We start from the raw sequence: 23,599 nt of genomic DNA, 5'->3' as shown, positions 1-23,599 counted from the left end.
TTTCTGTGGGTTGGAGATTTTTATAAGAGAAAGGGTAATGGTCGGGCGTCACAGGGGGTGCAATCGGCCCGCATCGGAGAGACCGTGGAGACCTTACGGCCGCACGGGCCCGCCGACGCGCTCGCCTCGATGCCGAAGCGGCCGAAGCAGCCGAAGCAGCCGAAGCAGCCGAAGCAGCCGAAGCAGCCGAAGCGATTGTGTTTTCCCGCGCGGCGACCGATGAGTTCCGGCCGTCCCGGCGGTCTCCCCTTGCATAGCCCCGACCCGGACACGGGCCCCGTACGCGGAAGGATCTCAACATGAGCGCACAGACGTCCGGCCTCGCGATCGAGACCGCAGGTCTGGTGAAGACGTTCGGCGAGACCCGGGCCGTCGACGGCGTCGACCTGGCCGTGCCCGCCGGCACGGTCTACGGCGTCCTCGGCCCGAACGGCGCCGGCAAGACCACCACGGTGAAGATGCTCGCCACCCTGTTGCGCCCCGACGGCGGCCAGGCGCACGTCTTCGGACACGACGTCGTCCGGGAGGCTGACGAGGTACGCGGCCGGGTCAGCCTGACCGGGCAGTACGCCTCCGTGGACGAGGACCTCACCGGCTCCGAGAACCTGGTGCTGCTCGCCCGGCTCCTCGGCCACGACAAGCGGACGGCACGGCAGCGCGCCGGGCAGCTGTTGGAGGCCTTCGGGCTGAGCGAGGCGGCCGGAAAGCAGGTCAAGCACTACTCGGGCGGCATGCGGCGCCGTATCGACATCGCCGCGTCCATCCTCAACACGCCCGACCTGCTGTTCCTGGACGAGCCGACGACCGGGCTCGACCCGCGCAGCCGCAACCAGGTGTGGGACATCGTGCGCGCGGTGGTCGCCCAGGGCACGACCGTGCTGCTGACCACGCAGTATCTCGACGAGGCGGACCAACTGGCGTCCCGGATCGCGGTCATCGACCAGGGCAAGGTGATCGCGGAGGGCACGAAGGGTGAGCTGAAGGCGTCCGTGGGCGCCGGTTCCGTCCATCTGCGGCTGCGCGACCCGGCCCAGCGGCCGCAGGCCGAGCAGGTGCTGCGGCTCGCCCTCGACGCCGACGTGCAGCGCGAGCCGGACCCGGTGGCCCTGACGGCGCGCGTCGGCGCGGGATCCGCCAACGGTCAGGGGGCCGCGGAGGCCGCCGCCCGGGCGCTCGCCGAGCTGGCCCGCACCGGTATCACGGTCGACAACTTCTCGCTGGGCCAGCCCAGCCTGGACGAGGTGTTCCTCGCCCTCACCGGACACGACACCAAGGCGGCCGCCACGCAGGCCGACGCCCCCGAGACGAAGGACGAGGCAGCGGCATGAGCACGGCGACCACCACCGACAGCAAGGAACTCGCACCCGTCAGCGCCGAGTCGCTCGCCGCGCTGCTCATCGCCAAGGAACGCCCGCCGCGGCCCAGCGCCCTGTCGGCGTCACTGACCTTCGGCTGGCGGGCCATGCTCAAGATCAAGCATGTGCCGGAGCAGCTCTTCGACGTCACCGCCTTCCCGATCATGATGGTGCTGATGTACACGTACCTCTTCGGCGGGGCGCTGGCCGGCTCTCCGGAGGAGTACATCCAGTTCCTGCTGCCGGGCATCCTGGTGATGTCGGTCGTGATGATCACGATGTACACCGGCGTCTCGGTCAACACGGACATCGAGAAGGGTGTCTTCGACCGGTTCCGCTCGCTGCCCATCTGGCGGCCGTCGACGATGGTCGGCTATCTGCTGGGCGACGCCCTGCGCTACGCGATCGCGTCCGTGGTGATGCTCACCGTCGGCATGATCCTCGGCTACCGCCCGGACGGTGGCGTGATCGGTGTGGTCGCCGGGGTCGCGCTGCTCATCGTCTTCTCGTTCTCGTTCTCGTGGATCTGGACGATGTTCGGCCTCATGCTGCGCACCGAGAAGTCCGTGATGGGCGTCAGCATGATGGTGATCTTCCCGCTGACCTTCCTGTCCAACGTCTTCGTCGACCCGAGCACCATGCCGGGCTGGCTCCAGGCGTTCGTCAACAACAGCCCGGTCACGCATCTGGCCTCGGCGGTCCGCGAGTTGATGGCGGGCGAGTGGCCGACGGCGGAGATCGCCTGGACGCTGGGCTGGTCCGCCCTGTTCGTGCTGGTCTTCGGACCGATCACGATGCGGCTCTACAACCGCAAGTAGGCGATCGCTCCAAGAGGGTGGCCCCGGGGCTGGACCCCGGGGCCACCACCCTTGTCGGTGCCGCTTCGCTCCCGTTCCGCTACCGTTCCGCTCCCACTACGGCAGATGCTTCGTCTCGGGAGTGATCTTCGTACTCGGGGTGGCCCGGACGATGGTGATCAGCCGGTCCGTCAACTGCAGCTCCCCGATGGACGGATCGTCGTAGCCGAGCACCCGGTGGCCGCGCAGCACGCTGACCACCAAGTCCTCCGTCTCCCGTACGCCTCGCCCCACCTCGGCCTTTATGACCGGCCGTTCGGCGATGTCGAGCCCGCTGCCCTGTTGGATGAGGTCCTCCATCACCATGCCGGCGGCGGGGCTGAGCACGGAGAGCCCGAGGAGCCGTCCGGCCGCACTGGCACTGGTGATGACGACATCGGCCCCGGACTGCTTCAGCAGCGGCGCGTTCTCCTCTTCCCGGACCGCGGCCACGATCTTCGCGCCTCGGTTGAGCTGGCGGGCGGTCAGCGTGACCAGTACGGCGGTGTCGTCGCGCGCGGTGGAGATGATGATCTGGCGTGCCTTCTGCAGCTCGGCCCGCAGCAGCACATCACTGCGGGTCGCGTCGCCGACCACCCCCGTGTACCCCTCGGAGGCCGCCGCCTCGATGGCCTTCGAGCTGGGGTCCACGACAACGACCTGCTCCTTCTTCAGGCCCGTCGCGCAGACGGTCTGGACCGCCGACCGCCCCTTCGTCCCCCAGCCGACGACAACGGTGTGCTCCCTCAAGGCCGCCCTCCAGCGGTTCAGTCGCCATTCCTCGCGCGTGCGCTCCGTGAGCACCTCCAGCGTGGTGCCGACCAGGATGATCAGGAACAGCACACGCAACGGCGTGATCACGAAGATGTTGGTGAACCGGGCAGCATCGCTGACCGGGGTGATGTCGCCGTAGCCGGTGGTGGAGAGGGTGACGGTGGCGTAGTAGAACGCGTCGAGCAGATCCACGGAGCCGTCGGAATTGTCGTTGTACCCCTCGTTGTCGGCATAGACGATGAAGGCGGTGGCGACCAGCACGAACAGGGCCATCGCCAGTCGCTTGCCGACCTGACGGATGGGCCGCTCGACCTCTTGTTTCGGCAATCTCACCTGGTGGGTCACGTGACGCTCGTCCGCATTGCGGGCGATCGCGTCCTGGCCCGGTAGTTTCACGTGAAACACTCCCCGTTTCGGCGTACATCCCCTGGCTGCACTCCGCCCCCGGCTGCTCGTTGTTTCACGTGAAACACCGGTGGTCGCAAGGCCGGTGAGCCATGTCGATGTTTCACGTGAAACACACCTGGATGCCCGCCGTCGCCCAGGGCAGATCAAGCAGTTCCAGCTCCTGCCCGGCACGGGCGCCGCCGGGCGGTACGACGGCAAGGGCATCAGCGGTGGCGATGCCGCGGAGCATAGCGGGACCGTTGTAGTGGAGCGGCAGGGCGTCATCACCCCGCAGGCTGACAGGGACGAGCCGCGTGTCGTGCGGGTGCCCGTGCACCGCCTCCCGCAGCGGCATCGTGTACGGGTCCGGGGCGGCGCGCCCGGCGAGGGTGCGCAGCAGCGGCTCGGCGAGCGTGAACAGCCCGGACACGGCGGCCAGTGGGTTGCCGGGCAGCCCGACGAGGTACTGATCCGGTTTGATCCGGGCCAGCAGCATGGGGTGGCCCGGACGCACCTTCACCCCGTCGACGAGGAGTTCGGCCCCGACGCGGCGCAGGGTGGGGTGGACATGGTCGACGGGTCCGGACGCCGTGCCACCCGTGGTGACGATGAGGTCGGCGGAGGACTTCTTCACCGCCCGGTACAGGGCGTCGGCGTCGTCGCCGAGGCGGCGTACGGCGGTGACCTCGGCGCCCAGTGCCCGGAGCCAGGAGGGCAGCATCGGACCGAGGGCGTCCCGGATCGAGCCCTCGCGCGGCAGCCCTTCGGTGAGCAGCTCGTCGCCCAGGACGAGCAGTTCGACGCGCGGGCGGGGGAGCACGCTCAACGTGTCGTACCCGGCGGCCGACGCGAGCCCCAGCGCGGCCGGGGTGATCTGCGTCCCGAGCGGCAGCAGTTGGTCGCCGTTGCGGCACTCCTGGCCTCGTGGGCGGATGTCCTGCCCGTGGGCGAGGTCCCGGGTCGGATGCAGCCGCCCCTTGTCGTCGGTGCGGCCGTGTTCGCTGCGTAGGACGGCGGTCGTGTCCGGCGGGATACGGGCGCCGGTGGCGATCCGGACCGCCTCCCCGTCCGTGAGCCGTACGGGCTGGCCGTGGCCCGCCAGCACACCGTCCTCCCGTACCGCCCAGGGGCCGGGGCCCGCGACCGCCCAGCCGTCCATCGCCGAGGTGTCGAAGGAGGGAAGGTCGGTGAGGGCGGTGAGCGGGGCGGCGAGCACCAGGCCGAGGGCCTTGTCGACGGTGACCGACACGGGGGCCCGGCGCCCGGCCGAGCGGGCGGCGCGTTCGGCGACGGCCCGGGCCTCGGGCCAGGAGGTGGCCCGGTGGTGGGCGTCGTCCTTGGCCCGGTGCGCGCCGGTCTGACCGGTCGTGGGGGTCTCGCGGGGGGAGCCCGGCTCGGCCGGCCCCCGGACGGGCCTGTCGTTGGCCACGGCCAGCGCCTCCTCCACGTCGAGTTCCTCGGCGTCCTGGGCGGTCATCCGGCGGCCGGACCGGTGTCCTGGCCGGCGCCGGGCCCGGGATGGGGCTGGACCTCCGGGGCTGCTTCGGGCTCGGCGTCCGGCTCGGTCCCGGCAGTGGCCTCGTCGGCCCAGCGCAGGGCCAGCGCGGAGGCCTTACGGGCGGCCTCGGTGACCGCCTCGGGGCCTCCCCCGGCCTTGGCGGCGGCGTAGCCGACGAGGAACGTGGTCAGCGGGGCGGCGGGCCGGGCCACGCTGTGGGCGGCATCACGGGCGAGGTCGAGCAGCTCGGTGATGTCGACGTCGAGGTCGATCCCCAGCTCGTCCTTGACTGCGGAAATCCATTCATCCAACACGTGGCCATGCTCCCTGATCCGTGCGCGGGCGGCGGCGATGTCGTCCCAGGTGTCGCAGTCGAAGGACGCGAGGGGGTCGGTGATACGGGTGAGGCGCAGTGCGGCGCTCAGCCGCCGCAGGGGGAGCCCGGTCAGGCCGTCGTGCTCGGCGGCGAGCCGCGCGAGCTCTCGGCGGAGGGACTCGGCCCGGTAGGCGGCCACGAGCGGCTGGTCGCGGCCGTCGTGGTCGGTGACCAGGACGCCGTCGGCGGTCCCCTCGTCGGCCATGAGGGCGTCGAGCAGCCGGCGTACCATCCCTTCGTCCAGGAACGGCAGGTCGGCGGAGAGGACGACGACGTACGGCGCGGTGGTGTGCCGGAGACCGGCGCCCAGCGCGGCGAGGGGGCCTCCGCCGGGGGGGTCCTCGCGGGCCCACAGGACGGGCCGCGCGGTGGGCCGGGGGTCGGCGACGACCACGGTCGTCCCGGCCCCGGCGCAGGCGCTCAGCACACGGTCGAGCAGGGCCCGCCCGCCGACGCGCACGGCGGGCTTGTCCGTGCCGCCGAGGCGCCGGGCGGCGCCCCCGGCGAGCACGACGGCGTCGAACACGTCGGTACCGGGGCCGCCCGGGGGCTCGTACGCGGTCACCCTCCGAGTATGCGGGCCTGCGCGATCACTGGGAACGCGGGGGAGGCCGCGCGTTGCCGACCCGGTCGGGTCGGACGACGCCCCAGCAGCCGGACCCGCCGGACAAAGCCGGTGATCAGAGCGTGCGCAACAGCACCGCCGGCTGTTCGACGCAGTCCGCCACGTAGCGCAGGAAGCCGCCCGCCGTGCCACCGTCGCACACCCGGTGGTCGAAGGTGAGCGAGAGCTGCACGACCTGCCGTACGGCCAGCTCGCCCTCGTGCACCCAGGGCTTGGGGACGATGCGGCCGACGCCGAGCATGGCTGCCTCGGGGTGGTTGATGATCGGCGTGGAGCCGTCGACGCCGAACACGCCGTAGTTGTTCAGCGTGAAGGTGCCGCCGGTCAGCTGGCCGGGCGTCAGTGTGCCGGTGCGTGCCGCCTCGGTCAGCCGGGCGAACTCCGCGCCGAGGGACTCCGCGTTCCTGGTGTGCGCGTCCCGCACCACGGGCACGACCAGCCCTCGTTCCGTCTGCGCGGCGAACCCGAGGTGCACCTGCTCCAGTCGTACGACCTCGCGGGCCTCCATGTCGACCGTGGAGTTGAGCTCGGGGAAGCGGGCGAGCGCCGCGGTGCAGATACGGGCGAGCAACGCCAGGAGGGAGATCTTCGGCCCGTCGGCCGCGTTCATGGCCGTTCGGGCGTTCATCAGCTCTGTCGCGTCGGCGTCCACCCAGCAGGTCGCGTCCGGGATCTCGCGTCGGCTGCGGGAGAGCTTGTCGGCGACGGCGCCACGGACGCCGCGGAGGGGGACACGGGTGCCGGACGCGGTTTCTGCGGGCGCGGTCCGCTCGACCGGGGCGGCGGCAGGCGTCGCGGTCACGGCCCGGGGTGGTTGAACCGGAGCCGTGGCGGCCCGCAGTGCGTGCTCCACGTCCGCCCGCAGGATCAGGCCCTCGGGTCCCGAGCCCCGCAGCTTCCGCAGGTCGAGCCCGTGCTCACGGGCGAGACGGCGGACGAGCGGGGAGATCACCGGCACAGGCCCGTCCGGGCGCTCGGCGGCGGAGGCCGACCTGTGCCCGTCCGGCCGCTCGGGAGAGGTGACCGGGGCCGCCGCCGTCCCGACGGAGTCGAGCGCCACCGTCGGCGCCACCCGGCCCACGGGCCGGATCGGCTCTCCCGGCCGCACCCTCCTGCGGCGCGCCGGGGGCGCCCCGGTGCCGTAGCCGACCAGCACGTTGCCGGAGCCCTCGTTCGCGTCGGCGGCGCCCGCGCCCGTCGGCCCGGCGGAACCGTCGGCGACCGGCGCTCCCACCGCCACCGTCAGCAGCGGTGCCCCGACGGGCAGTTCGGTGCCCTCCTCGCCGAAGCGGGCGGTGACGACGCCGCCGTAGGGGCAGGGGACCTCGACCATGGCCTTGGCCGTCTCGACCTCGACCACGGGCTGGTCGATCGCGACGACGTCCCCGACCTGGACGAGCCAGCGGACGATCTCGGCCTCGGTCAGTCCCTCGCCGAGGTCGGGCAGCTTGAACTCCAGCACCTGGGCCATCAGTTCTCCGCCTCCCACTGCAGGCGCCCCACGGCGTCCAGGATCCGGTCGACGCCGGGCAGATGGTGCCGTTCCAGCATCGGCGGCGGATAGGGGATGTCGAACCCGGCGACGCGCAGCACGGGCGCCTCCAGGTGGTGGAAGCAGCGCTCGGTCACGCGGGCCGCGATCTCGCCGCCCGGGCCGCCGTAGGAGCCGGACTCGTGCACGACCACCGCGCGTCCGGTGCGCCGTACCGACGCGGCGACCGTCTCGTCGTCGAAGGGCACCAGGGAACGCAGGTCGACGACTTCGAGGTCCCAGCCCTCGGCCGTGGCCGCCTCGGCGGCCTCCAGACAGACGGGCACGGACGGGCCGTAGGTGATCAGCGTCGCGCTGCGGCCCGTGCGGCGCACGACCGCGCGGCCGATCGGCTCGACGCTCTGCGGTTCCTCGGGGTTCCAGGTGTCCTTCGACCAGTACAGGCGCTTGGGCTCCAGGAAGACGACCGGGTCGTCGGACGCGATCGCGGCGCGCAGCAGCCCGTAGGCATCGGCGACGGTGGCGGGCGTGACGACATGCAGACCGGGGGTCGCCATGTAGTACGCCTCGGAGGAGTCGCTGTGGTGCTCGACGCCGCCGATGCCGCCGCCGTAGGGGACGCGGATGGTGATCGGCAACGGCATGGCACCGCGCGTGCGGTTGCGCATCCGGGCGACATGGCTGATGAGCTGCTCGAACGCCGGGTAGGCGAACGCGTCGAACTGCATCTCCACGACCGGCCGCAGCCCGTACATGGCCATGCCGACGGCCGTGCCCAGGATGCCCGCCTCGGCGAGCGGGGTGTCGGTGACGCGGTCCTCGCCGAACTCCTTCGCGAGGCCGTCGGTGACCCGGAAGACACCGCCGAGGGCGCCGACGTCCTCGCCCATGACGTGCACGGTGGGGTCGGCGGTCATGGCGTCGCGCAGGGCGCGGGTGAGCGCCTGCGCCATGGTGGCGGGCTTGAGGGCGACGGTGGTCATCGGTGCGCCCCTTCGTGTTCCGCCGCCAGCTCGGCCCTGAGCAGGACTTCCTGTTCGCGCAGTTGGGGGGTGGGTTCGGCGTAGACGTGGGCGAAGAGGTCCATGGGGTCAAGGAGCGGGTCCTGGTTCATGCGCTCGCGCAGGTCGGCCGCCATCGTCTCGGCGGCGTCCCGGGCGGCCCGGATGCCGTCCTCGTCGAGGAGTCCGCGCTCGGTCAGCTCGTGCTCCAGGAGGGCGATCGGGTCGTGTGCGCGCCAGGTCTCGACCTCGGCGTCGCCCCGGTAGCGGGTGGCGTCGTCGGCGTTGGTGTGGGCGTCGATGCGGTACGTCACCGCCTCGACCAGGGTGGGGCCGCGTCCCGCGCGCGCGTGCGCCACGGCCTCGGCGAGCACCTGGTGCACGGCCGCCGCGTCGTTGCCGTCGACCAGGCGGCCCGGCATCCCGTAGCCGACGGCCTTGTGGGCCAGTGACGGGGCAGCGGTCTGCTTGGCGAGCGGCACGGAGATCGCGAAGCCGTTGTTCTGGACGAGGAAGACCACCGGGGCCTGCCAGACGGCGGCGAAGTTGAGCGCCTCGTGGAAGTCGCCCTCGCTGGTGCCGCCGTCGCCGACCAGGGCGAGCGCCACCACGTCGTCGCCCTTGAGGCGGGCGGCGTGCGCGAGGCCCACGGCGTGCGGGAGCTGGGTGGCGAGGGGGGTGCACAGGGGCGCTACGCGGTGCTCGCGCGGGTCGTAGCCGGTGTGCCAGTCGCCGCGCAGCAGGGTGAGCGCCTGGACGGGGTCGAGGCCGCGGGCGACGGCGGCGAGCGTGTCGCGGTAGCTCGGGAAGAGCCAGTCCCGCTCCTCGAGGACGAGTGCGGCGGCGACCTCGCAGGCCTCCTGGCCGGTGCTGGAGGGGTAGACGGCGAGCCTGCCCTGCTTGGTCAGGGCCGTGGCCTGCGTGTTGTAGCGACGGCCGCGCACCAGCTCGGCGTAGAGCCGACGCAACAGCGCGGGGTCGGCTTCGGCGGCCGCGTCCGTGCCGAGCACGCGGTACGGCAGGGCGTCGGGCAGCAGCGGCGCGGGGTCCGTGCGGGGCTGCCAGGCGGGCGGCGGTGTCGGGCGGTACGCGCCCCGCTGCTCCATGACCGTCATACGGCACCTCCTCGTGGGAGTGGCTCAGGGACGCGGCACGGCTGTGACGCGTCTCACCTACCGATTGTTCGGTCGTTGGCGCATTTTGGCTACAGGCACCCTGAGGCTGTGGACAAACGGTTCTGCACAACCTCAAATGAACGCAGTACGTCCATGGTAGGGAGGCGGGGGCACATGGCACCTGAACAAATGGCCGAGCCGCCGGAGCACGGCCCGGCCCTGCCGCCCCCTCGACCGCTGGACGCCATAGACCAGGACATCCTGCGCATGCTCCAGGCAGACGGCCGCGCCTCGATACGGTCCGTGGCCGAACGGGTCCACGTCTCCCGTGCCAATGCCTACGCGCGCATCAACCGCCTCATCGAGGACGGCGTGATCCGGGGCTTCGGGGCGCGCGTGAACCACGAGCGCGCCGGAAAGGGCACCTCGGCCTACATCACGCTCAAGATCGTGCAGAACTCCTGGCGCACGGTCCGCGACCAGCTGCGCCAACTTTCCGGCGCCGCCCACATCGCGCTGGTGGGCGGCGACTACGACGTCCTGCTGCTGGTGCACACCTCGGACAACAGAGCCCTGCGCGAGGTCGTCCTCACCAAGCTCCAGGCCATCCCGGAGGTGCTCAGCACCCGGACGCTGCTGGTGTTCGAGGAGGAGGACGTGGAACCGGAGGGCTGAGGGGCAGGACGACCAGGCTGTCCCGAGCACGACATCCAGGCGCCCGCGCTCACCGAGGGGCGCTCACCCCTGGGCGCGCAACCCCGAGAAGACCAGGTGCGTCACCGCTTCGGAGACTTCCCGCTCGCCCATGCCCCGCCCGTCCGGCCGGTACCACTCCACGATCGAGTTGATCATCCCGAAGACCAGCCGGGTCGCGAGCCGCACCTCCACGTCACCCCGGACGTCCCCGTCGGCCGCCGCCGCCTTCAGCAGTTCGGCGACCCGGTGGTCGAAGTCGCGGCGCCGCTCCAGCGCCCAGCGCTCGGTGTCCGTGTTGCCGCGCACCCGCAGGAGCAGGGTCACGTAGGGGAGCTCGTTCATGAGCACCTCGACCATGCGCCGCACGACGTGCTCCAGGCGCTCCACCGCCCGCCCCTCGCGCGCGGGTTCCTCGTCGAGGATCCCGAAGAGACCGTCCAGCGCCCGGCTGACGGCCCGGCGCAGCAGCTCCTCCTTGCTGGTGACGTGGTGGTATATCGACGACTTGGAGATGCCGGCCGCCTTGGACAGGTGTTCCATGGACGTGCCGTCGTAGCCACGCTCGTTGAAGACCCGGACGGCGACGGACAGCAGCGTCTCCGGGGTGTACGTGTCGCGCTTGGCGGTGGTCATGAGGAGGTGCCCTCCCGCTTGTCGGAGGCGTAGGCGTGGCGGTAGAGCGCCAGGGACGGCGCGTAGCGCCCGGACGGGTCGCGCAGGTGCAGATCGTCCAGGAGGGCGTACGCCCAGTTCCGGCCCAGCCTGCGGCTCCATTCGAAGGGCCCCAGCGGGTAGTTGACGCCCAGGCGCATCGCCGTGTCGATGTCCTCCTTGGTGGCCACGCCCTTGGCGACGGCGTCGTGCGCGAGGTCGATGATCCGTGCCACCGTGCGGGCCACGATCATGCCGGGGGCGTCCCCGATGACGCTGACGTCCTTGCCGAGCGCCTGGAAGAGTCCGGTGGCCTCGGCGAGTGTCTGTGGTGAGGTGTCCTGGGAGGCGGAGAGCGCGAGCCGGGTGGCCCTGCGGTAGTCGAGCGCCAGGTCGAAGTAGACGACGTCGCGGAACTCCACGGAGGTCTGCCCGTCGGCGAGGGCCAGCTGGCCGCCGCTCGGCAGGACGAGCCGGGTGCCGTGGTCCTCCTCGTCCTCGCGGACGGGGATGCCCGCCTCCCGGATCAGGGCGAGCAGGTCGGAGGCGGGGCCTAGGTCGCCCTCGACGACGACGTACGCGGGTGCCGGTACCGGTTCGGCGGTGTGCGGCTCGGGGCGCTCGGCGCCATCGGTGTGTTCGTACCAGCCCTGTCCCGTCTTGCGGCCGAGCCGGCCGGACTCCACGAGCCGTCGCTGGGCCAGCGACGGCGTGAAGCGCACGTCCTGGAAGAAGGCCTGCCACACGGAGTGGGTGACGGACTCGTTGACGTCCTGCCCGATGAGGTCGGTCAGTTCGAAGGCGCCCATCCTGAAGCCGCCGCACTCCCGCAGGATCGCGTCGATGGTGACGGGCTCGGCGGCCTGCGACTCGTACACCGCGAAGGCCTCCGCGTAGAACGGCCGGGCGATGCGGTTGACGATGAAGCCGGGGGTGTCCGCGCAGGCGACCGGCGTCTTGCCCCAGACCCGCGCCAGCTCGTACGCGCGCGTGGCCGACGTGACGTCGGTGGCGAACCCGGAGACGACCTCGACGAGGGGCAGCAGCGGCGCGGGGTTGAAGAAGTGCAGGCCCACGAAACGGCCTGGGGTGCGCAGAGCGCCGCCGATGGCCGTGACGGACAGGGAGGAGGTGTTGGTGGCGAGCAGGCAGTCCTCGCCGACGACGTCCTCCAGTGCGCGGAACAGCTCCTGCTTGACGTCCAGCCGTTCCAGGACCGCCTCGACGACGAGGCCGCAGTCCGCGAGGTCGGCGAGGCTCTCGGCGGGGTGCAGCCGGGCGCGCGCCGAGTCCCGGTCGGCGCCCGTCATACGGTCCTTCGCGACGAGCCGGTCGAGCCGGGCGCCGATCGCCTCGGCGGCCTCCCGGGCACGACCGGGAACGGAATCGAACAGTCGTACGGGATGGCCGGCGACCAACGCGACCTGGGCGATGCCCTGGCCCATGGTGCCGGTGCCGACGACGGCCACGGGGCTGCTGAGGTCGAGTGCTGTCATGTGCGCGATCCTCCCGCACGGGGTTGTCCACAGATGCGGCGGACCCCCTTGTCCCGACCGATCGTTCGGTTACTCTAACTCTGTCCGCCTGTTCCTGCCCAGGTCAGAGCTCGACGAAGAGCCTCTGACGTGAGGAGTTGGTCAAGCATGGCCGCCGAACCGTCCGCGCACGCCCTGATCGCCAGGCACCGGCCCACTCTCGACCAGGCCCTGGAAGCGATCCGCACCCGCGCGTACTGGTCGCCCCACCCCGAGCACCCCAAGGCGTACGGCGAGAACGGCAGCCTGGGCATGGCCGAGGGCAAAGCCGCCTTCGACGCCCTCCTCGGCACCCGCCTCGACCTCGGCCAGCCCGGCACCGACGACTGGGTGGGCGGCGAGACCTCCCCGTACGGCATCGAGCTGGGCGTGACCTACCCGCACGCGGACGTGGACACGCTGCTGCCCGCCATGAAGGCCGGCCAGCGCGCGTGGCGCGACGCGGGCGCGGAGGCGCGCGCGGCGGTGTGTCTGGAGATCCTCAAGCGCATCAGCGACCGCACCCACGAGTTCGCCCACGCCGTCATGCACACCAGCGGCCAGGCCTTCATGATGGCGTTCCAGGCCGGCGGCCCGCACGCCCAGGACCGGGGCCTGGAGGCGGTGGCCTACGCGTACGCCGAGCAGGTCCGCACCCCCGACGAGGCGGCGTGGAGCAAGCCCCAGGGCAAGCGCGACCCCCTCGCGCTCACCAAGAGCTTCAAGCCCGTCCCGCGCGGCATCGCCCTGGTCATCGGCTGCAACACCTTCCCGACGTGGAACGGCTACCCGGGCCTGTTCGCCTCCCTCGCCACCGGCAACGCGGTTCTCGTGAAGCCTCACCCGCGCGCGGTGCTGCCGCTCGCCCTCACGGTGCAGGTCGCCCGCGAGGTCCTCACCGAGACCGGCTTCGACCCCAACCTGGTCGCGCTGGCCGCGGAGCGCCCCGGCGAGGGCATCGCCAAGGACCTGGCGACCCGCCCCGAGATCCGCATCATCGACTACACCGGCTCCACGTCCTTCGGTGACTGGCTGGAGGCCAACGCCCGCCAGGCGGAGGTCTACACGGAGAAGGCCGGCGTCAACACGGTGCTCGTCGACTCCACCGCCGACTACAAGGGCATGCTCTCCAACCTGGCCTTCTCCCTGTCCCTGTACAGCGGCCAGATGTGCACCACCCCGCAGAACCTGCTCATCCCCCGCGACGGCATCACCACCGACCAGGGCGCCAAGTCCTACGACGAGGTCGTCGCCGATCTCGCCAAGTCGGTCGGCGGCCTGCTCGGCGACGACGCGCGCGCGAACGCGCTGCTCGGCGCGATCGTGAACCCCGACGTCAAGGCCCGCCTCGAAGCGGCCGCCTCGCTCGGCGAAGTCGCGCTCCCTTCCCGGGAGATCACCCATCCCGAGTTCCCCGACGCGGTCGTCCGGACGCCGGTGATCGTGAAGCTCGACGGCGCGCGGAAGTACTGGGAGCGGACCGACGACGAAGCCGCGTACCTGAGCGAGTGCTTCGGGCCGGTGTCGTTCGCCGTCGCCGTCGACTCGGCGGCGGACGGACTGGACCTGCTGCGCCGGACCATCGCAGAGAAGGGCGCGATGACCGTCGGCGCGTACACGACCTCCGACGAGATGGCCGAGGCCGTCGAGGAGGTGTGCCTGGAGGAGTGCGCGCAGCTGTCGCTGAACCTCACGGGCGGCGTCTATGTGAACCAGACCGCGGCGTTCTCGGACTTCCACGGATCCGGTGGCAACCCGGCGGCGAACGCGGCCCTGTGCGACGGGGCGTTCGTCGCCAATCGGTTCCGGGTGGTCGAGGTGCGCCGCGAGGCGTAGCGGATCGCACCGTTCGGGCGCCCCCTCAGGGGGCGCCCGAACCCATGCTCCAGTGGTACAGCGTCATCGCCACGCTCGTCGCCAGGTTGTAGCTGGAGACCTGGGGACGCATCGGGAGCGACAGCAGGTGGTCGGCATGTGAGCGCAGTTCGGTGGAGAGCCCGCTGCGTTCGGAGCCGAAGGCGAGGACGGCGTCGTCCGGGAGCTTCAGCCCCCGGATGTCGACACCCTCGGGGTCGAGCGCGAAGACGGGGCCCGGGGGCAGATCGTCCACGCTCAGGCGCTCGACGGCGGTCGCGAAGTGCAGGCCCGCCCCGCCACGCACCACGGTGGGGTGCCAGGGATCCAAGGTGCCCGTGGTGACCACACCGGTCGCGCCGAAACCGGCGGCCAGCCGGATCACGGCCCCCGCGTTGCCCAGGTTGCGCGGGTTGTCGAGGACGACGACCGGGGCGGTGCGCGGCCTGCGGGCGAGCGCCGCCAGATGGGCCTCACGCGAGGGACGTACGGCCAAGGCGGCCACGGCGGTGGGGTGCGGACGCGCCACGAGGGTCCGGTACGTCTCCTCCGGGACCTCCTGGAGGAGGCCCGCGAGCCGGTCCCGTACGTCCGGGGCCAGGTCGTCGGCGAGGGTGAGCGCCGCCGCACGGTCGACGGTGACGGCCACAGGCACCTCGGCGCCGAAGCGTACGGCGTGCTTGAGGGCGTGGAACCCGTCGAGCAGGACGGCGGTGTCGACGAGGCGGCGCCAGGCCCGCACGGCGTCCCCGCTCGGGTAGGCGGGCGATGCGCTCACCGAGGCGTCGGCCGGACGGGCGGGGGATCCGCCCACCGGGTCGACCGCAGGTCCGCCAACCGGTCCGCCCGCAGGCCCGGCAGCCGCTTCGCCCGCAGGCGCGCTCACCGGATCGTTCATGCGGTGAAGCCTACGTGGGGCTGCTCGGTCGCCCCTTTCTCCTGCTTCTCCTGCTTCTCGTGGGGGAGCGTGGGTTGCCCCGGATCGCGCGGGCCCGGGATCGTCCGGCCGCGCCCATGCGGCACACGACGCAGGACGCGGTCACGCGCGCGTGTCACCAGGCCACCCAGGCGCTTCAGGAAGGGCGTCGGCAGGAACACGGCGTCGGCGGCGATCATCGCGAGCGAGAAGAACGGCAGCCCCAGCACGACGGCGATCACGGCGTGCTCGGTCATCATGACCGCCAGCAGGACGTTCTTGACCCGCCGGTTGAAGAGCGTGAACGGGAAGGCGACCTGCACGATCACTGTCCCGTACGTCACCAGCATCACCATCGTGCCGCTGGACGACATCAGGTCGGAGAGCGCAGCCCAGGGCGAGAAGTAGTCCAGGTGGAACGGGTAGTAGACGGCCGTGCCGTCCTGCCAGCGCGAACCCTGGACCTTGTACCAGCCGGCCGCCGCATAGATCAGACACGCCTCTGCCATGATCACGACCAGGGCGGCGTTGTGCGCGAGATTGCCGACGATGTCCAGCAGCGCGCGCGGCTTGGTGTCCGACTCGATGCGTCCGGCGGCCCACCACAGGCCGTGCACCGCCCACAGCCCCCAGAAGAAGGTGAGCCAGCCGCCCAGCAGGCCCCCGGGGATCAGACCACCGAACGTCGACACCAGCAGCGCGAAGCCGAGCGCACACCACAGGGCGGGACCGACCACGTCCTCCTGCGCCCTGCCGTCGCGTGCCTGGCGCTCGCGCGTGCGCCGTGCGCGCCGCGCGTCCAGCGACCAGACCTGGGCGCAGCGGACGAAGACGAGGTAGATCGCCATGAGGTGGATGACGTTGTCGCCACCGTCCCCCATGAAGACGCTGCGGTTCTGCAGCGAGAGGACACCCACCATGAACAGGACGCTCACGGCGCGGGTGCGCCAGCCGAGCAGCAGCAGGAAGGTCGACAGAATGGCGAGGGCGTAGACGATCTCGAACCACACCATGCTGTCGGACCACATCAGCACCGTGAAGGCGTCGTTGTCCGCGATCAGCCGCTGGGCCAGCTCGAAGCTCCAGGGCCCCTCGGGGCCGTACAGCTCGCGCCGGTGCGGGAACTCGCGCAGCAGGAACAGCAGCCAGGTCGCGGAGAAGCCGATCCGGATGATGGCGCTCTGGTACGGGCCCAGCGCGCGATCGGTGACACGGGTGATGCCGTTGCCGATCGCGGCGACGAGGCGTCCTATGGGGCTCACCGGCGGAGCCGGGTGCGGAGGGCTCATGGAGCTCATCCGGCGCTCGCCTCCGTCCGACCGGTGACGGCCCGGCCATCACCGGCCGCGTCGGTGCCGGTGTCGGTGCCGGTGTCGGCGTCCGTCCGGTCGTCGTCGGTCACCGACCACCAGGGCAGTTCGCGGACGACGGGCTTGTCGGACACCTTTTCCTCGCTCCACTCGGGCGGCTGCACGTTGGTGGTACGGGACCGGAGCTGGATCCGCTCGATCCCACCGCCGGGGCCGCCGGCCTGCTCGCGGTCGAGGCGCATCACGACGATGCGGCGCACATAGCGCTCCGACAGATCACCGCGCGAGGAGGTGGCGCGGTGCTCTCCGTCATGCGTGGCGGTGTAGAAGTCCCAGGCTCGACGCAGTTCGTTCTGCTGGGTGTGACTCGGCACCGGATTGTGGTCGATCGCGGCGCCGTCCAGCGCCGACAGGTCGTACCAGCCGGTCGTCAGCACCTTCCCGTCGGCCGTGCGGACCTCTGCGCGCGCCTGCACGGCGATGTTCTGCTGCAGCGGGTTCGGCGCGAACAGCTTCCAGTTCTGCTCGAACTCCGGATAGACCCATTCGTCGACCACTCGGCCATGCTGCTTCGTCAGCGTGTTCGAGGGCGCTATGTGCAGGAACACCAGCCCGAGATGCGCGCACGTCGCCACCGCCACGATCGCGAGCACCAGCGCCACGGCGATCTGGTACGGCAGCGTCAGCGCGGCGATCCCGGAGGCCGGCTGCCCCGGCCCGGCTATCTTCTCCGATCGCGAACGGGAGGGCGACACCGTCGACGATTCCACCGGTGGTCCGGATGACGAATCCGAAGGGGGCGGCGACTGCGATGGTGCCGCCGGCCGCGACAGGGACGGAGGCAGGTCAGTGGGGGCCGGGGTCGCCGCACGGGCCGGCCCGCCCTTCGGGCCCTTCGGGGGCGTATCGCTCGCGGAGGCCGCGTCGCTCTCGGGCTCGTCCGGCCCTCGCCGGGCGTTCGAGTCCTCGTCGTTCGCGTCCATTGCGCCCAGCTCCCCGATTTCCACTACCCGGTCGACTTCTCCACCGGAACTTACTCAGCCGCGTTCCTCCGGCACAGCCCCGACGGCCACAGCAGTCACATCGTCACACCGCTCACACGGCACCCCTGAGGTTATCCACAGCGGGGGACACCTTACGGCCCGGTGTGGCCCGCTTCTCCCCCGAAAGCAGCCCCAGCCGCGCCTCCACCCGTTCGACCAGGCGTTCGCCGCCCGGCCACCGCGTCGGCCCCGCCACACCATTCCCTTCTTCTAGAACCTGTTCTATCTTGACGCCCCGTCATCGGCGACACGGAAGGGGCGGGACCGTGGACTTCACCTTCACCGAGGAGCAGCAGGCGGCGGCCGAGGCGGCGAGGGCGGTGTTCGCCGGGGTCGCGCCGGACGCAGTGCCCAGCCCGTCGCTCGTGCCGGGGGCGGTCGCCGACGACTTCGACCGGGCCCTGTGGGCGAAGCTCGCCGACGCGGACCTGCTCAGCCTGTTGCTCGACCCCGCGTACGGAGGGTCGGGGCTCGATCCGATCGCCCTGTGCCTTGTCCTGCGCGAGTCGGCGAAGGTGCTGGCCAGGGGCCCACTGCTGGAGAGCAGCGCGGCCGCCGTGGCCGTGCAGGCCCACGGCGGCGAGGAGCTGAAGGCGGAGCTACTCCCGCGCGTCGGCAGGGGCGAGGCCGTCCTGACCGTCGCCGCGCACGGCCGCACCGGACACGATCCGGCGGAACTCGCCGTGACCGCCCGCCGGGACGAGCGCGGCGTCTGGGTCCTGGACGGCATACAGACGGCGGTGCCTTGGGCCTACAACGCGGACTTCATCGTCGTCCCCGCAACGGTCGCACCGGCGTCGGTAGCCGCGCTCGTCTCCGCCGAACAAGCCGAGGGACCCGTGACACCTGAGGGGCCCGAGGGAACTGAGGGAATCAATGGACCCGCCGGAACTGAGGGCATCAGGGGTACTGAGCCGAACACGGTCGCGGCCGCCGACGGCCGTACCGTCCTCGCCCTCGTCCCCCGCCTCCACGAAGGGGTGACAGTCGCCGAGCAGATCTCCACGGCCGGCGAACGGCTCGCGGAACTGCGCCTGGACACGGCCCGAATCACCGACCGGCACGTCCTCGACACGGAAGGCGCATGGGACCGGCTACGGGACCTGCTGGCCACCGGCACCTGCGCGTTGGCGCTCGGCCTGGGGGAAGGAGCTCTCGGCATGACCAGCGAATACGCAGGAAAACGCGAACAGTTCGGCTTCCCCATCGCCTCGTTCCAGGCCGTCGCCGTACAGACCGCCGATCGCTTCATCGACCTGCGCGCGATGGAGGCGACGCTGTGGCAGGCCGCCTGGCGCATCACCTCCGGCGCGGGAGGTGCGCTGCCCGCCTGCGGCGATGTCGCCGTGGCCAAGATCTGGGCCTCGGAAGGGGTACGACGGGTCGTGCAGACGGCACAGCATCTGCACGGGGGCTTCGGCGCCGACGTCGACTACCCCCTGCACCGCTATCACGCCTGGGCCAAGCACCTCGAACTGTCGCTCGGCCCCGCAGCGGCCCACGAGGAGGCCCTCGGAGACCTACTGGCGGCACACCCCCTGGGCTGAGCGCCGCGCACGCCTCAATGCGGGGCGCGCCCGTCCGATCCGTACGTCCTCTCCACTGCGCGCCCCGACCCGCCACGTTCCCTAGAGAACGAAGCCCGCCCCGCCCTTGTCATCCACCACCGGACGACCGACGGCCGCCCACACCTGCATGCCGCCGTCGACGTTCACGGCGTCGATACCTTGCTGGACGAGATAGTTGGTGACCTGCGCCGAGCGCCCGCCCGAGCGGCAGATCACATGGACCCTGCCGTCCTGCGGCGCCGCCTCGGTGAGCTCGCCGTAGCGCGCCACGAACTCACTGATGGGAATGTGCAGCGCCCCTTCGGCATGACCCGCCTGCCACTCGTCGTCCTCCCGGACGTCCAGCAGGAAGTCGTCGTCCTTGAGGTCTCCGACCTCGACCGTGGGCACACCCGCTCCGAAATGCATGCGTCCGACGCTACCCGACCGAACGGCCGCAGTCCGAAGCCCCGGCAGTCCGAATCACTCCGAGCTCCGACCGGACAGAGCCATCGAGCCACAGAGCCGACTGGCCGACAGGCCAGACACGCTCATCCACCCCGCCCCAGACCCCCCGCCGCAGATGCCCTAACCGCCCTGACCATCCGGACCGTCCGGACCGCCCTCGCCATGCCGGCCGACCAACCCCGCCAGCTCCGCCTCCCGCTGTTCGACCTCCGCCAGCAGCTGGTCGGCGATCTCGTCGAGGAGGCGGTCGGGGTCGTCCGGCGCGAGGCGGAGCATCGAGCCGATGGCGCCCTCCTCCAGCTCACGGGCGAGGAGAGCGAGAAGCTCCTTGCGCTGGGCGAGCCATTCCAACCGTGCGTAAAGCTCCTCGGCGCGACTAGGCCTGCGCTCCTCCGGCACCGGCCCGGCCGCCCACTCCTCCGACAGCTCCCGCAGCAGCACCTCGTCACCGCGCCCGTACGCGGCGTTCACCCGGGCTATGAACTCGTCCCGCCGCTCCCGCTCCCTGTCGTCCCGCGCCAGGTCGGGGTGCGCCTTGCGCACGAGTTCGCGGTAGAGCCTGCGGGCCTCGTCGCTCGGTCGCACCCGCTCCGGTGACCGCACGGGCTGGTCGGTGAGCATGGCCGCCGCCTCGGGGAACAGCCCCTCCGAGTCCATCCAGCCGTGGAACAACTCCTCCACGCCCGGCATGGGCATGACCCGAGCGCGCGCTTCCTGCGCCTTGCGCACGTCCTCGGGGTCACCGGTGCGCGCCGCCTTCGCCTCGGCGATCTGGGCGTCCAGCTCGTCCAGCCGGGCGTACATGGGGCCGAGCTTCTGGTGATGCAACCGGGAGAAGTTCTCGACCTCCACCCGGAAGGTCTCCACGGCGATCTCGTACTCGATCAACGCCTGCTCGGCCGCCCGCACGGCCCGCTCCAACCGCTCCTCGGGCCGCCCGGAGCCCGCCTCCCCGGCATCCCCCTCCCCATCGGCGAATGCCGGCCCCACATCGGACCCCACCGTCCCAGCAGACCCCGCCGTCCCAGCAAACCCTGGAGTCTGACTTGACCCCCGCGTCTCAGCAGACGCGTCGCCGTCGGCGGGCGGTGTCGCTCCGCCGGGCGCGGTGCTCGCGCCGGGCTCCGTGGTCTCCACGGGCTCGGTGGAGCGCTCGGACGGTGTCTGGTCGGCTTCCGGGGTCGTCACCCGACCCAGCCTAGGCCACGACTCCCGGCCGAACCGCAAGCCACCGGACACCTGGCCTTCGCGCATCCGTACGAACACCGGAGCACCCCCGGCCGGCCTCTCCGTCCGCCCTCGTCTCCCGCCTCGATCCCTTGCCCCAGATCCCCGGACCCCTGCCCTCAGACCCCTGACTCCGCCGCGATCCGCCCTGCCCGCACCGCGGCCACCAGGTCCGCGTGATCCGCCTCCGTGCGGTCCGCGTAGGTGACGGCGAACGTGGCCGTCGCCTCGTCGAGTTCGTCGTTCTTGCCGCAGTAGCCGGAGAGGAGACGGGGGTCGGCGCTGTGGGCGTGGGCGCGGGCGAGGAGGGCGCCGGTCATGCGGCCGTAGTCGTCGATCTGATCGGCGGCCAGGGCGGCGGGGTCGACACTGCCCTTGCGGTTGCGGAACTGGCGTACCTGGAAGGGGAGTCCGTCGACGGTGGTCCAGCCCAGCAACATGTCGCTGACGACCTGCATGCGCTTCTGGCCGAGGACCACCCGACGCCCCTCGTGATCCACCTCCGGGACCTCGAAGCCGACGGTCGCGAGGTGCGGCTCCAGGGCCGACGGGCGGGCCTCCTTCACCTGGAGGACGAGCGCTTCACCCCGGTGGTCCAAGAGAAGGACGACGTACGAGCGGGTGCCCACGCTGCCGGTGCCGACCACCCGGAACGCCACGTCCTGCACGGCGTACCGGGCGAGCAGCGGATGGCGGTCCTCCGAGAGCGTGGTCAGGTACTGCGTCAGGGAGGTGACCACGACGGCGGCCTCCTTGTCGTCCACGCGGCGCAGCACCGGCGGGGCGTCCACGAAGTGGCGGCCTCCGCCCTCCACCTCCCGGGTCGCCTTGGCCGCGAAACGGCCGCTGGTGTTGGCGCGCGCCTTCTCCGCCACTCGCTCCAGCGTGCCCTGCAGGTCGTGGGCGTCGGTGTAGGAGACGAGTTCCTCGTCCGCGATGGCGTTCCACGCGTCGAGCGCCGAGAGCTTGGCGAGGAGCCTCATGGTGCGCCGGTAGGCGCCCGTCGCGTCGTACGCGGCCTTGCGGCAGATGTCTTCGTCGGCGCCCGCCTCGCGTCCGGCGAGCACCAGCGAGGCGGCGAGGCGCTTGAGGTCCCACTCCCACGGGCCGTGCACGGTCTCGTCGAAGTCGTTGAGGTCCATGACGAGTTCCCCGCGGGCATCCCCGTACAGACCGAAGTTGGCCGCGTGGGCGTCGCCGCAGATCTGTGCGCCGATTCCGGTGATGGGCGTACGGGCCAGGTCATGGGCCATGAGGCCCGCCGAGCCGCGCAGGAACGCGAAGGGGGTGGCCGCCATCCTGCCGACCCTTATCGGGGTGAGCTCGGGGATCCGGCCGCGGTTGGACTCCTCGACCGCGGACACCGCGTCCGGCCGGTCGGTGGTGAGTGTCAGGTCGGCGTGCGCACTGCGCGGCACCCTGGTGCGCAGTGCCTTGCCCTCTTCCTTGGGCGACCCCAGGGCGGGCCACCGGGCGAATCCCGTCACCCCCGGCACCCGCGCTGCGGCCGCCCCTGCCACGGCCCCCACGCCGACCTGCCTGGATCCCGCCGACTCCGACTCGGTTCCCGCCCCCGCCGTCGTCACACCGACCTCGGTCACAGCGACCGCCTCCCCCGCACCCGTCCACGCACGAACATCAACTCGTGACGACGGTACAGCCGGTGGCCGAAACGCGTCAGACCCTGTGGACAACTCCGCGCCGCACCCGTCCACACCTGTGGAAAACCGGGTCCGTCCGCCGCCCCGCTAGCGTGCCGACCCCGCGCACGGCCAGTCCTGCGGCAGATGGACCAGTGCCCAGTCCTTCAGCTCCGTGAGCGCGGGTCCCAGTGCCTCCCCGGCCGCCGTCAGCCGGTAGGTGACGCGCAGCGGCGGCCCCTCGTCGACCTCACGGACCACCAGGCCGGCCGCGGCGAGTTCGGTGAGCCGGTCGGAGAGCATGCGCTCGCTGATCCCGGGGATCGCCCTGCGCAGATCGACGAAGTGCGCCGGATGCGGCATCAGCACGGCCACGATCGGCCCCGTCCAACGCTTGCCGAGCAGGGCGAAGACCCGGGTGATGCCGTCGTCGACCCGCCGACACGGCTCCGCGCCGTGGATGTCCCGCTGCTGCTCCGCCATGAGGCAAGGGTACTGACCCGTTCGCATGGGGATGAAAAAAAGTAAGTAACTGTGTTATCTATAGTTAGATACGAAAACGAAGCCACTTCTCTGGAGTACGCATGGCTACCTTGCTGCACCTGGACTCGTCCGCGTTTCCCGCCACCGCCTCGACGTCGCGCACGGTGACGGAGACCTTCCGCAAGGCATGGGAGGACCAGCACCCGGACGGCACGGTGATCTATCGCGACCTGCACGCCGATCCCGTGCCGCACATCGGCGCCGACGCCCACACCGCCGGCTTCGTCGAACCGGCCGAGCGCACCCCGGAGCAGGCCGCGGCCTTCGCCGAGCGGGAGAAGCTCATCGTGGAGCTGGAGCAGGCGGACGCGATCCTGATCGGCGCGCCCATGTACAACTTCTCGGTCCCGTCCACCCTCAAGGCATGGCTGGACAACGTCGTCCTCATCGGCCGCACCGCCCTGAACGAGGACTCGAAGACGAAGGGCACCCCGGTCACCGTCGTCGCCAGCCGGGGCGGTTCCTACGCTCCGGGCACGCCCCGCGAACCCCTGGAGTACGTGCAGAACTACCTGACGGCGATCCTCTCCGAAATGCTCGGGCTGGAGGTCGACTTCATCGTCCCGGAGCTCACCATGGCCCCGCACAACCCCGCGATGAGCGAGTTGGTCCCGCTCTCGGAGGCCTCCCGCGCCAAGGCCCTCGACGACGCGGTCGCCAAGGCCAAGAGCCTGGCCGCCCGCCTCGCCGCCTAGCCAGGCCCTCCGCGGAACGCGCGGGGCGGCCGCCCC

Annotated in this window: 21 protein-coding genes; 6 read left to right on the top strand and 15 right to left on the bottom strand. The window is 71.5% G+C overall.

Going from position 1 to position 23,599, the window contains the following annotated elements:
- Window positions 1–299: 299 nt before the first annotated feature.
- Both P1P70_RS04445 and P1P70_RS04440 read left to right on the top strand, forming a co-directional pair.
- Window positions 300–1,328: an ATP-binding cassette domain-containing protein gene (locus tag P1P70_RS04445; RefSeq protein ID WP_319234748.1), complete on the top strand. Its 1,029-nt coding sequence runs from the start codon at window positions 300–302 to the stop codon at window positions 1,326–1,328.
- Window positions 1,325–2,173 carry an ABC transporter permease gene (locus tag P1P70_RS04440; RefSeq protein ID WP_319234747.1) on the top strand — a complete coding sequence of 283 codons (849 nt, stop codon included), beginning with the start codon at window positions 1,325–1,327 and terminating at the stop codon, window positions 2,171–2,173. The genes P1P70_RS04445 and P1P70_RS04440 overlap by 4 nt, the downstream gene beginning before the upstream one ends.
- A 96-nt stretch (window positions 2,174–2,269) precedes the next feature.
- Here the strand turns inward: P1P70_RS04440 and P1P70_RS04435 are convergent, their stop codons facing one another.
- The 6 genes from P1P70_RS04435 to pdhA all read right to left on the bottom strand — a co-directional run bounded on the left by P1P70_RS04435 (window position 2,270) and on the right by pdhA (window position 9,459).
- A complete protein-coding gene (locus P1P70_RS04435; protein ID WP_319234745.1) occupies window positions 2,270–3,361 on the bottom strand; it encodes a potassium channel family protein in 1,092 nt (363 codons plus the stop codon).
- A 112-nt stretch (window positions 3,362–3,473) separates the two neighbouring features.
- A complete protein-coding gene (locus P1P70_RS04430) occupies window positions 3,474–4,829 on the bottom strand; it encodes a molybdopterin molybdotransferase MoeA (RefSeq protein WP_319234743.1) in 1,356 nt (451 codons plus the stop codon).
- On the bottom strand, window positions 4,826–5,791 hold the full coding sequence (locus P1P70_RS04425; RefSeq protein WP_319234741.1) for an NTP transferase domain-containing protein: 966 nt from the start codon (window positions 5,789–5,791) through the stop codon (window positions 4,826–4,828). Before P1P70_RS04425 ends, P1P70_RS04430 begins: the two co-directional genes overlap by 4 nt.
- A 115-nt stretch (window positions 5,792–5,906) precedes the next feature.
- On the bottom strand, window positions 5,907–7,322 hold the full coding sequence (locus tag P1P70_RS04420; RefSeq protein WP_319234739.1) for a dihydrolipoamide acetyltransferase family protein: 1,416 nt from the start codon (window positions 7,320–7,322) through the stop codon (window positions 5,907–5,909).
- Entirely contained in the window at window positions 7,322–8,326 is a 1,005-nt protein-coding gene (locus tag P1P70_RS04415; RefSeq protein WP_319234737.1) for an alpha-ketoacid dehydrogenase subunit beta, read from the bottom strand. Before P1P70_RS04415 ends, P1P70_RS04420 begins: the two co-directional genes overlap by 1 nt.
- The gene (gene pdhA, locus P1P70_RS04410; RefSeq protein ID WP_319234736.1) at window positions 8,323–9,459 is read right to left on the bottom strand and encodes a pyruvate dehydrogenase (acetyl-transferring) E1 component subunit alpha; all 1,137 of its coding nucleotides are present in this window, start codon (window positions 9,457–9,459) and stop codon (window positions 8,323–8,325) included. The genes P1P70_RS04415 and pdhA overlap by 4 nt, the downstream gene beginning before the upstream one ends.
- Before the next feature lie 189 nt (window positions 9,460–9,648).
- Here pdhA and P1P70_RS04405 point away from each other — a divergent pair, with 189 nt between their 5' ends.
- On the top strand, window positions 9,649–10,134 hold the full coding sequence (locus P1P70_RS04405; protein WP_013002201.1) for an Lrp/AsnC family transcriptional regulator: 486 nt from the start codon (window positions 9,649–9,651) through the stop codon (window positions 10,132–10,134).
- Window positions 10,135–10,197: 63 nt separating this feature from the next.
- Here P1P70_RS04405 and P1P70_RS04400 read toward each other — a convergent pair whose 3' ends face one another.
- Both P1P70_RS04400 and P1P70_RS04395 read right to left on the bottom strand, forming a co-directional pair.
- Window positions 10,198–10,788, bottom strand: coding sequence for a TetR/AcrR family transcriptional regulator (locus P1P70_RS04400; RefSeq protein ID WP_319234735.1), 591 nt, complete (start codon window positions 10,786–10,788; stop codon window positions 10,198–10,200).
- Window positions 10,785–12,302 carry a 3-hydroxyacyl-CoA dehydrogenase gene (locus P1P70_RS04395; protein WP_319234732.1) on the bottom strand — a complete coding sequence of 506 codons (1,518 nt, stop codon included), beginning with the start codon at window positions 12,300–12,302 and terminating at the stop codon, window positions 10,785–10,787. Before P1P70_RS04395 ends, P1P70_RS04400 begins: the two co-directional genes overlap by 4 nt.
- 147 nt (window positions 12,303–12,449) lie before the next feature.
- On the opposite strand from P1P70_RS04395, the gene paaN reads away from it, so the two are divergent.
- A complete protein-coding gene (gene paaN, locus P1P70_RS04390) occupies window positions 12,450–14,156 on the top strand; it encodes a phenylacetic acid degradation protein PaaN (protein ID WP_319234730.1) in 1,707 nt (568 codons plus the stop codon).
- A 25-nt stretch (window positions 14,157–14,181) separates the two neighbouring features.
- On the opposite strand, the gene P1P70_RS04385 is transcribed toward paaN, so the two are convergent.
- Genes P1P70_RS04385 through P1P70_RS04375 form a run of 3 tightly spaced genes read right to left on the bottom strand, consistent with a single transcriptional unit; the run spans window position 14,182 to window position 17,383 of the window.
- Window positions 14,182–15,072, bottom strand: a complete 891-nt coding sequence (locus P1P70_RS04385; protein WP_319234729.1) for a TrmH family RNA methyltransferase — start codon at window positions 15,070–15,072, stop codon at window positions 14,182–14,184.
- Window positions 15,069–16,379, bottom strand: a complete 1,311-nt coding sequence (locus P1P70_RS04380; RefSeq protein ID WP_319234752.1) for an HTTM domain-containing protein — start codon at window positions 16,377–16,379, stop codon at window positions 15,069–15,071. Before P1P70_RS04380 ends, P1P70_RS04385 begins: the two co-directional genes overlap by 4 nt.
- 5 nt (window positions 16,380–16,384) lie before the next feature.
- The gene (locus P1P70_RS04375) at window positions 16,385–17,383 is read right to left on the bottom strand and encodes a DUF5819 family protein (RefSeq protein ID WP_319234727.1); all 999 of its coding nucleotides are present in this window, start codon (window positions 17,381–17,383) and stop codon (window positions 16,385–16,387) included.
- A gap of 326 nt (window positions 17,384–17,709) precedes the next feature.
- Between P1P70_RS04375 and P1P70_RS04370 the strand changes: the two genes are divergently transcribed.
- The gene (locus P1P70_RS04370; protein WP_319234725.1) at window positions 17,710–18,990 is read left to right on the top strand and encodes an acyl-CoA dehydrogenase family protein; all 1,281 of its coding nucleotides are present in this window, start codon (window positions 17,710–17,712) and stop codon (window positions 18,988–18,990) included.
- Between the two features lie 81 nt (window positions 18,991–19,071).
- Here P1P70_RS04370 and P1P70_RS04365 read toward each other — a convergent pair whose 3' ends face one another.
- From P1P70_RS04365 to P1P70_RS04350, 4 genes are all read right to left on the bottom strand, one after another.
- A complete protein-coding gene (locus P1P70_RS04365; protein ID WP_319234751.1) occupies window positions 19,072–19,401 on the bottom strand; it encodes a rhodanese-like domain-containing protein in 330 nt (109 codons plus the stop codon).
- Between the two features lie 177 nt (window positions 19,402–19,578).
- Complete coding sequence (locus tag P1P70_RS04360) at window positions 19,579–20,646, bottom strand: hypothetical protein (protein WP_319234723.1); 1,068 nt, start codon at window positions 20,644–20,646, stop codon at window positions 19,579–19,581.
- A 158-nt stretch (window positions 20,647–20,804) separates the two neighbouring features.
- Window positions 20,805–22,286: a DUF2252 domain-containing protein gene (locus P1P70_RS04355; protein ID WP_319234721.1), complete on the bottom strand. Its 1,482-nt coding sequence runs from the start codon at window positions 22,284–22,286 to the stop codon at window positions 20,805–20,807.
- Between the two features lie 147 nt (window positions 22,287–22,433).
- Window positions 22,434–22,808: a helix-turn-helix domain-containing protein gene (locus P1P70_RS04350; protein WP_319234719.1), complete on the bottom strand. Its 375-nt coding sequence runs from the start codon at window positions 22,806–22,808 to the stop codon at window positions 22,434–22,436.
- A 101-nt stretch (window positions 22,809–22,909) separates the two neighbouring features.
- On the opposite strand from P1P70_RS04350, the gene P1P70_RS04345 reads away from it, so the two are divergent.
- Entirely contained in the window at window positions 22,910–23,563 is a 654-nt protein-coding gene (locus P1P70_RS04345) for an FMN-dependent NADH-azoreductase (protein ID WP_319234717.1), read from the top strand.
- Window positions 23,564–23,599 lie beyond the last annotated feature (36 nt).

The sequence above is a fragment of the Streptomyces sp. MB09-02B genome (assembly GCF_033794485.1).
Lineage (GTDB): Bacteria > Actinomycetota > Actinomycetes > Streptomycetales > Streptomycetaceae > Streptomyces.
The sequence above is the reverse complement of the archived record's forward strand: the minus strand, read 5'-3'. Positions and strand labels throughout refer to the sequence as shown.

Coding starts and splice junctions, on each gene's coding strand:
- P1P70_RS04445 (WP_319234748.1), top strand. CDS start 300: ATGAGCGCACAGACGTCCGGCCTCGCGATCGAGACCGCAGGTCTGGTG.
- P1P70_RS04440 (WP_319234747.1), top strand. CDS start 1,325: ATGAGCACGGCGACCACCACCGACAGCAAGGAACTCGCACCCGTCAGC.
- P1P70_RS04430 (WP_319234743.1), bottom strand. CDS start 4,829: ATGACCGCCCAGGACGCCGAGGAACTCGACGTGGAGGAGGCGCTGGCC.
- P1P70_RS04420 (WP_319234739.1), bottom strand. CDS start 7,322: ATGGCCCAGGTGCTGGAGTTCAAGCTGCCCGACCTCGGCGAGGGACTG.
- P1P70_RS04415 (WP_319234737.1), bottom strand. CDS start 8,326: ATGACCACCGTCGCCCTCAAGCCCGCCACCATGGCGCAGGCGCTCACC.
- pdhA (WP_319234736.1), bottom strand. CDS start 9,459: ATGACGGTCATGGAGCAGCGGGGCGCGTACCGCCCGACACCGCCGCCC.
- P1P70_RS04405 (WP_013002201.1), top strand. CDS start 9,649: ATGGCCGAGCCGCCGGAGCACGGCCCGGCCCTGCCGCCCCCTCGACCG.
- P1P70_RS04400 (WP_319234735.1), bottom strand. CDS start 10,788: ATGACCACCGCCAAGCGCGACACGTACACCCCGGAGACGCTGCTGTCC.
- P1P70_RS04395 (WP_319234732.1), bottom strand. CDS start 12,302: ATGACAGCACTCGACCTCAGCAGCCCCGTGGCCGTCGTCGGCACCGGC.
- paaN (WP_319234730.1), top strand. CDS start 12,450: ATGGCCGCCGAACCGTCCGCGCACGCCCTGATCGCCAGGCACCGGCCC.
- P1P70_RS04385 (WP_319234729.1), bottom strand. CDS start 15,072: ATGAACGATCCGGTGAGCGCGCCTGCGGGCGAAGCGGCTGCCGGGCCT.
- P1P70_RS04380 (WP_319234752.1), bottom strand. CDS start 16,379: ATGAGCCCTCCGCACCCGGCTCCGCCGGTGAGCCCCATAGGACGCCTC.
- P1P70_RS04375 (WP_319234727.1), bottom strand. CDS start 17,383: ATGGACGCGAACGACGAGGACTCGAACGCCCGGCGAGGGCCGGACGAG.
- P1P70_RS04350 (WP_319234719.1), bottom strand. CDS start 22,808: ATGGCGGAGCAGCAGCGGGACATCCACGGCGCGGAGCCGTGTCGGCGG.
- P1P70_RS04345 (WP_319234717.1), top strand. CDS start 22,910: ATGGCTACCTTGCTGCACCTGGACTCGTCCGCGTTTCCCGCCACCGCC.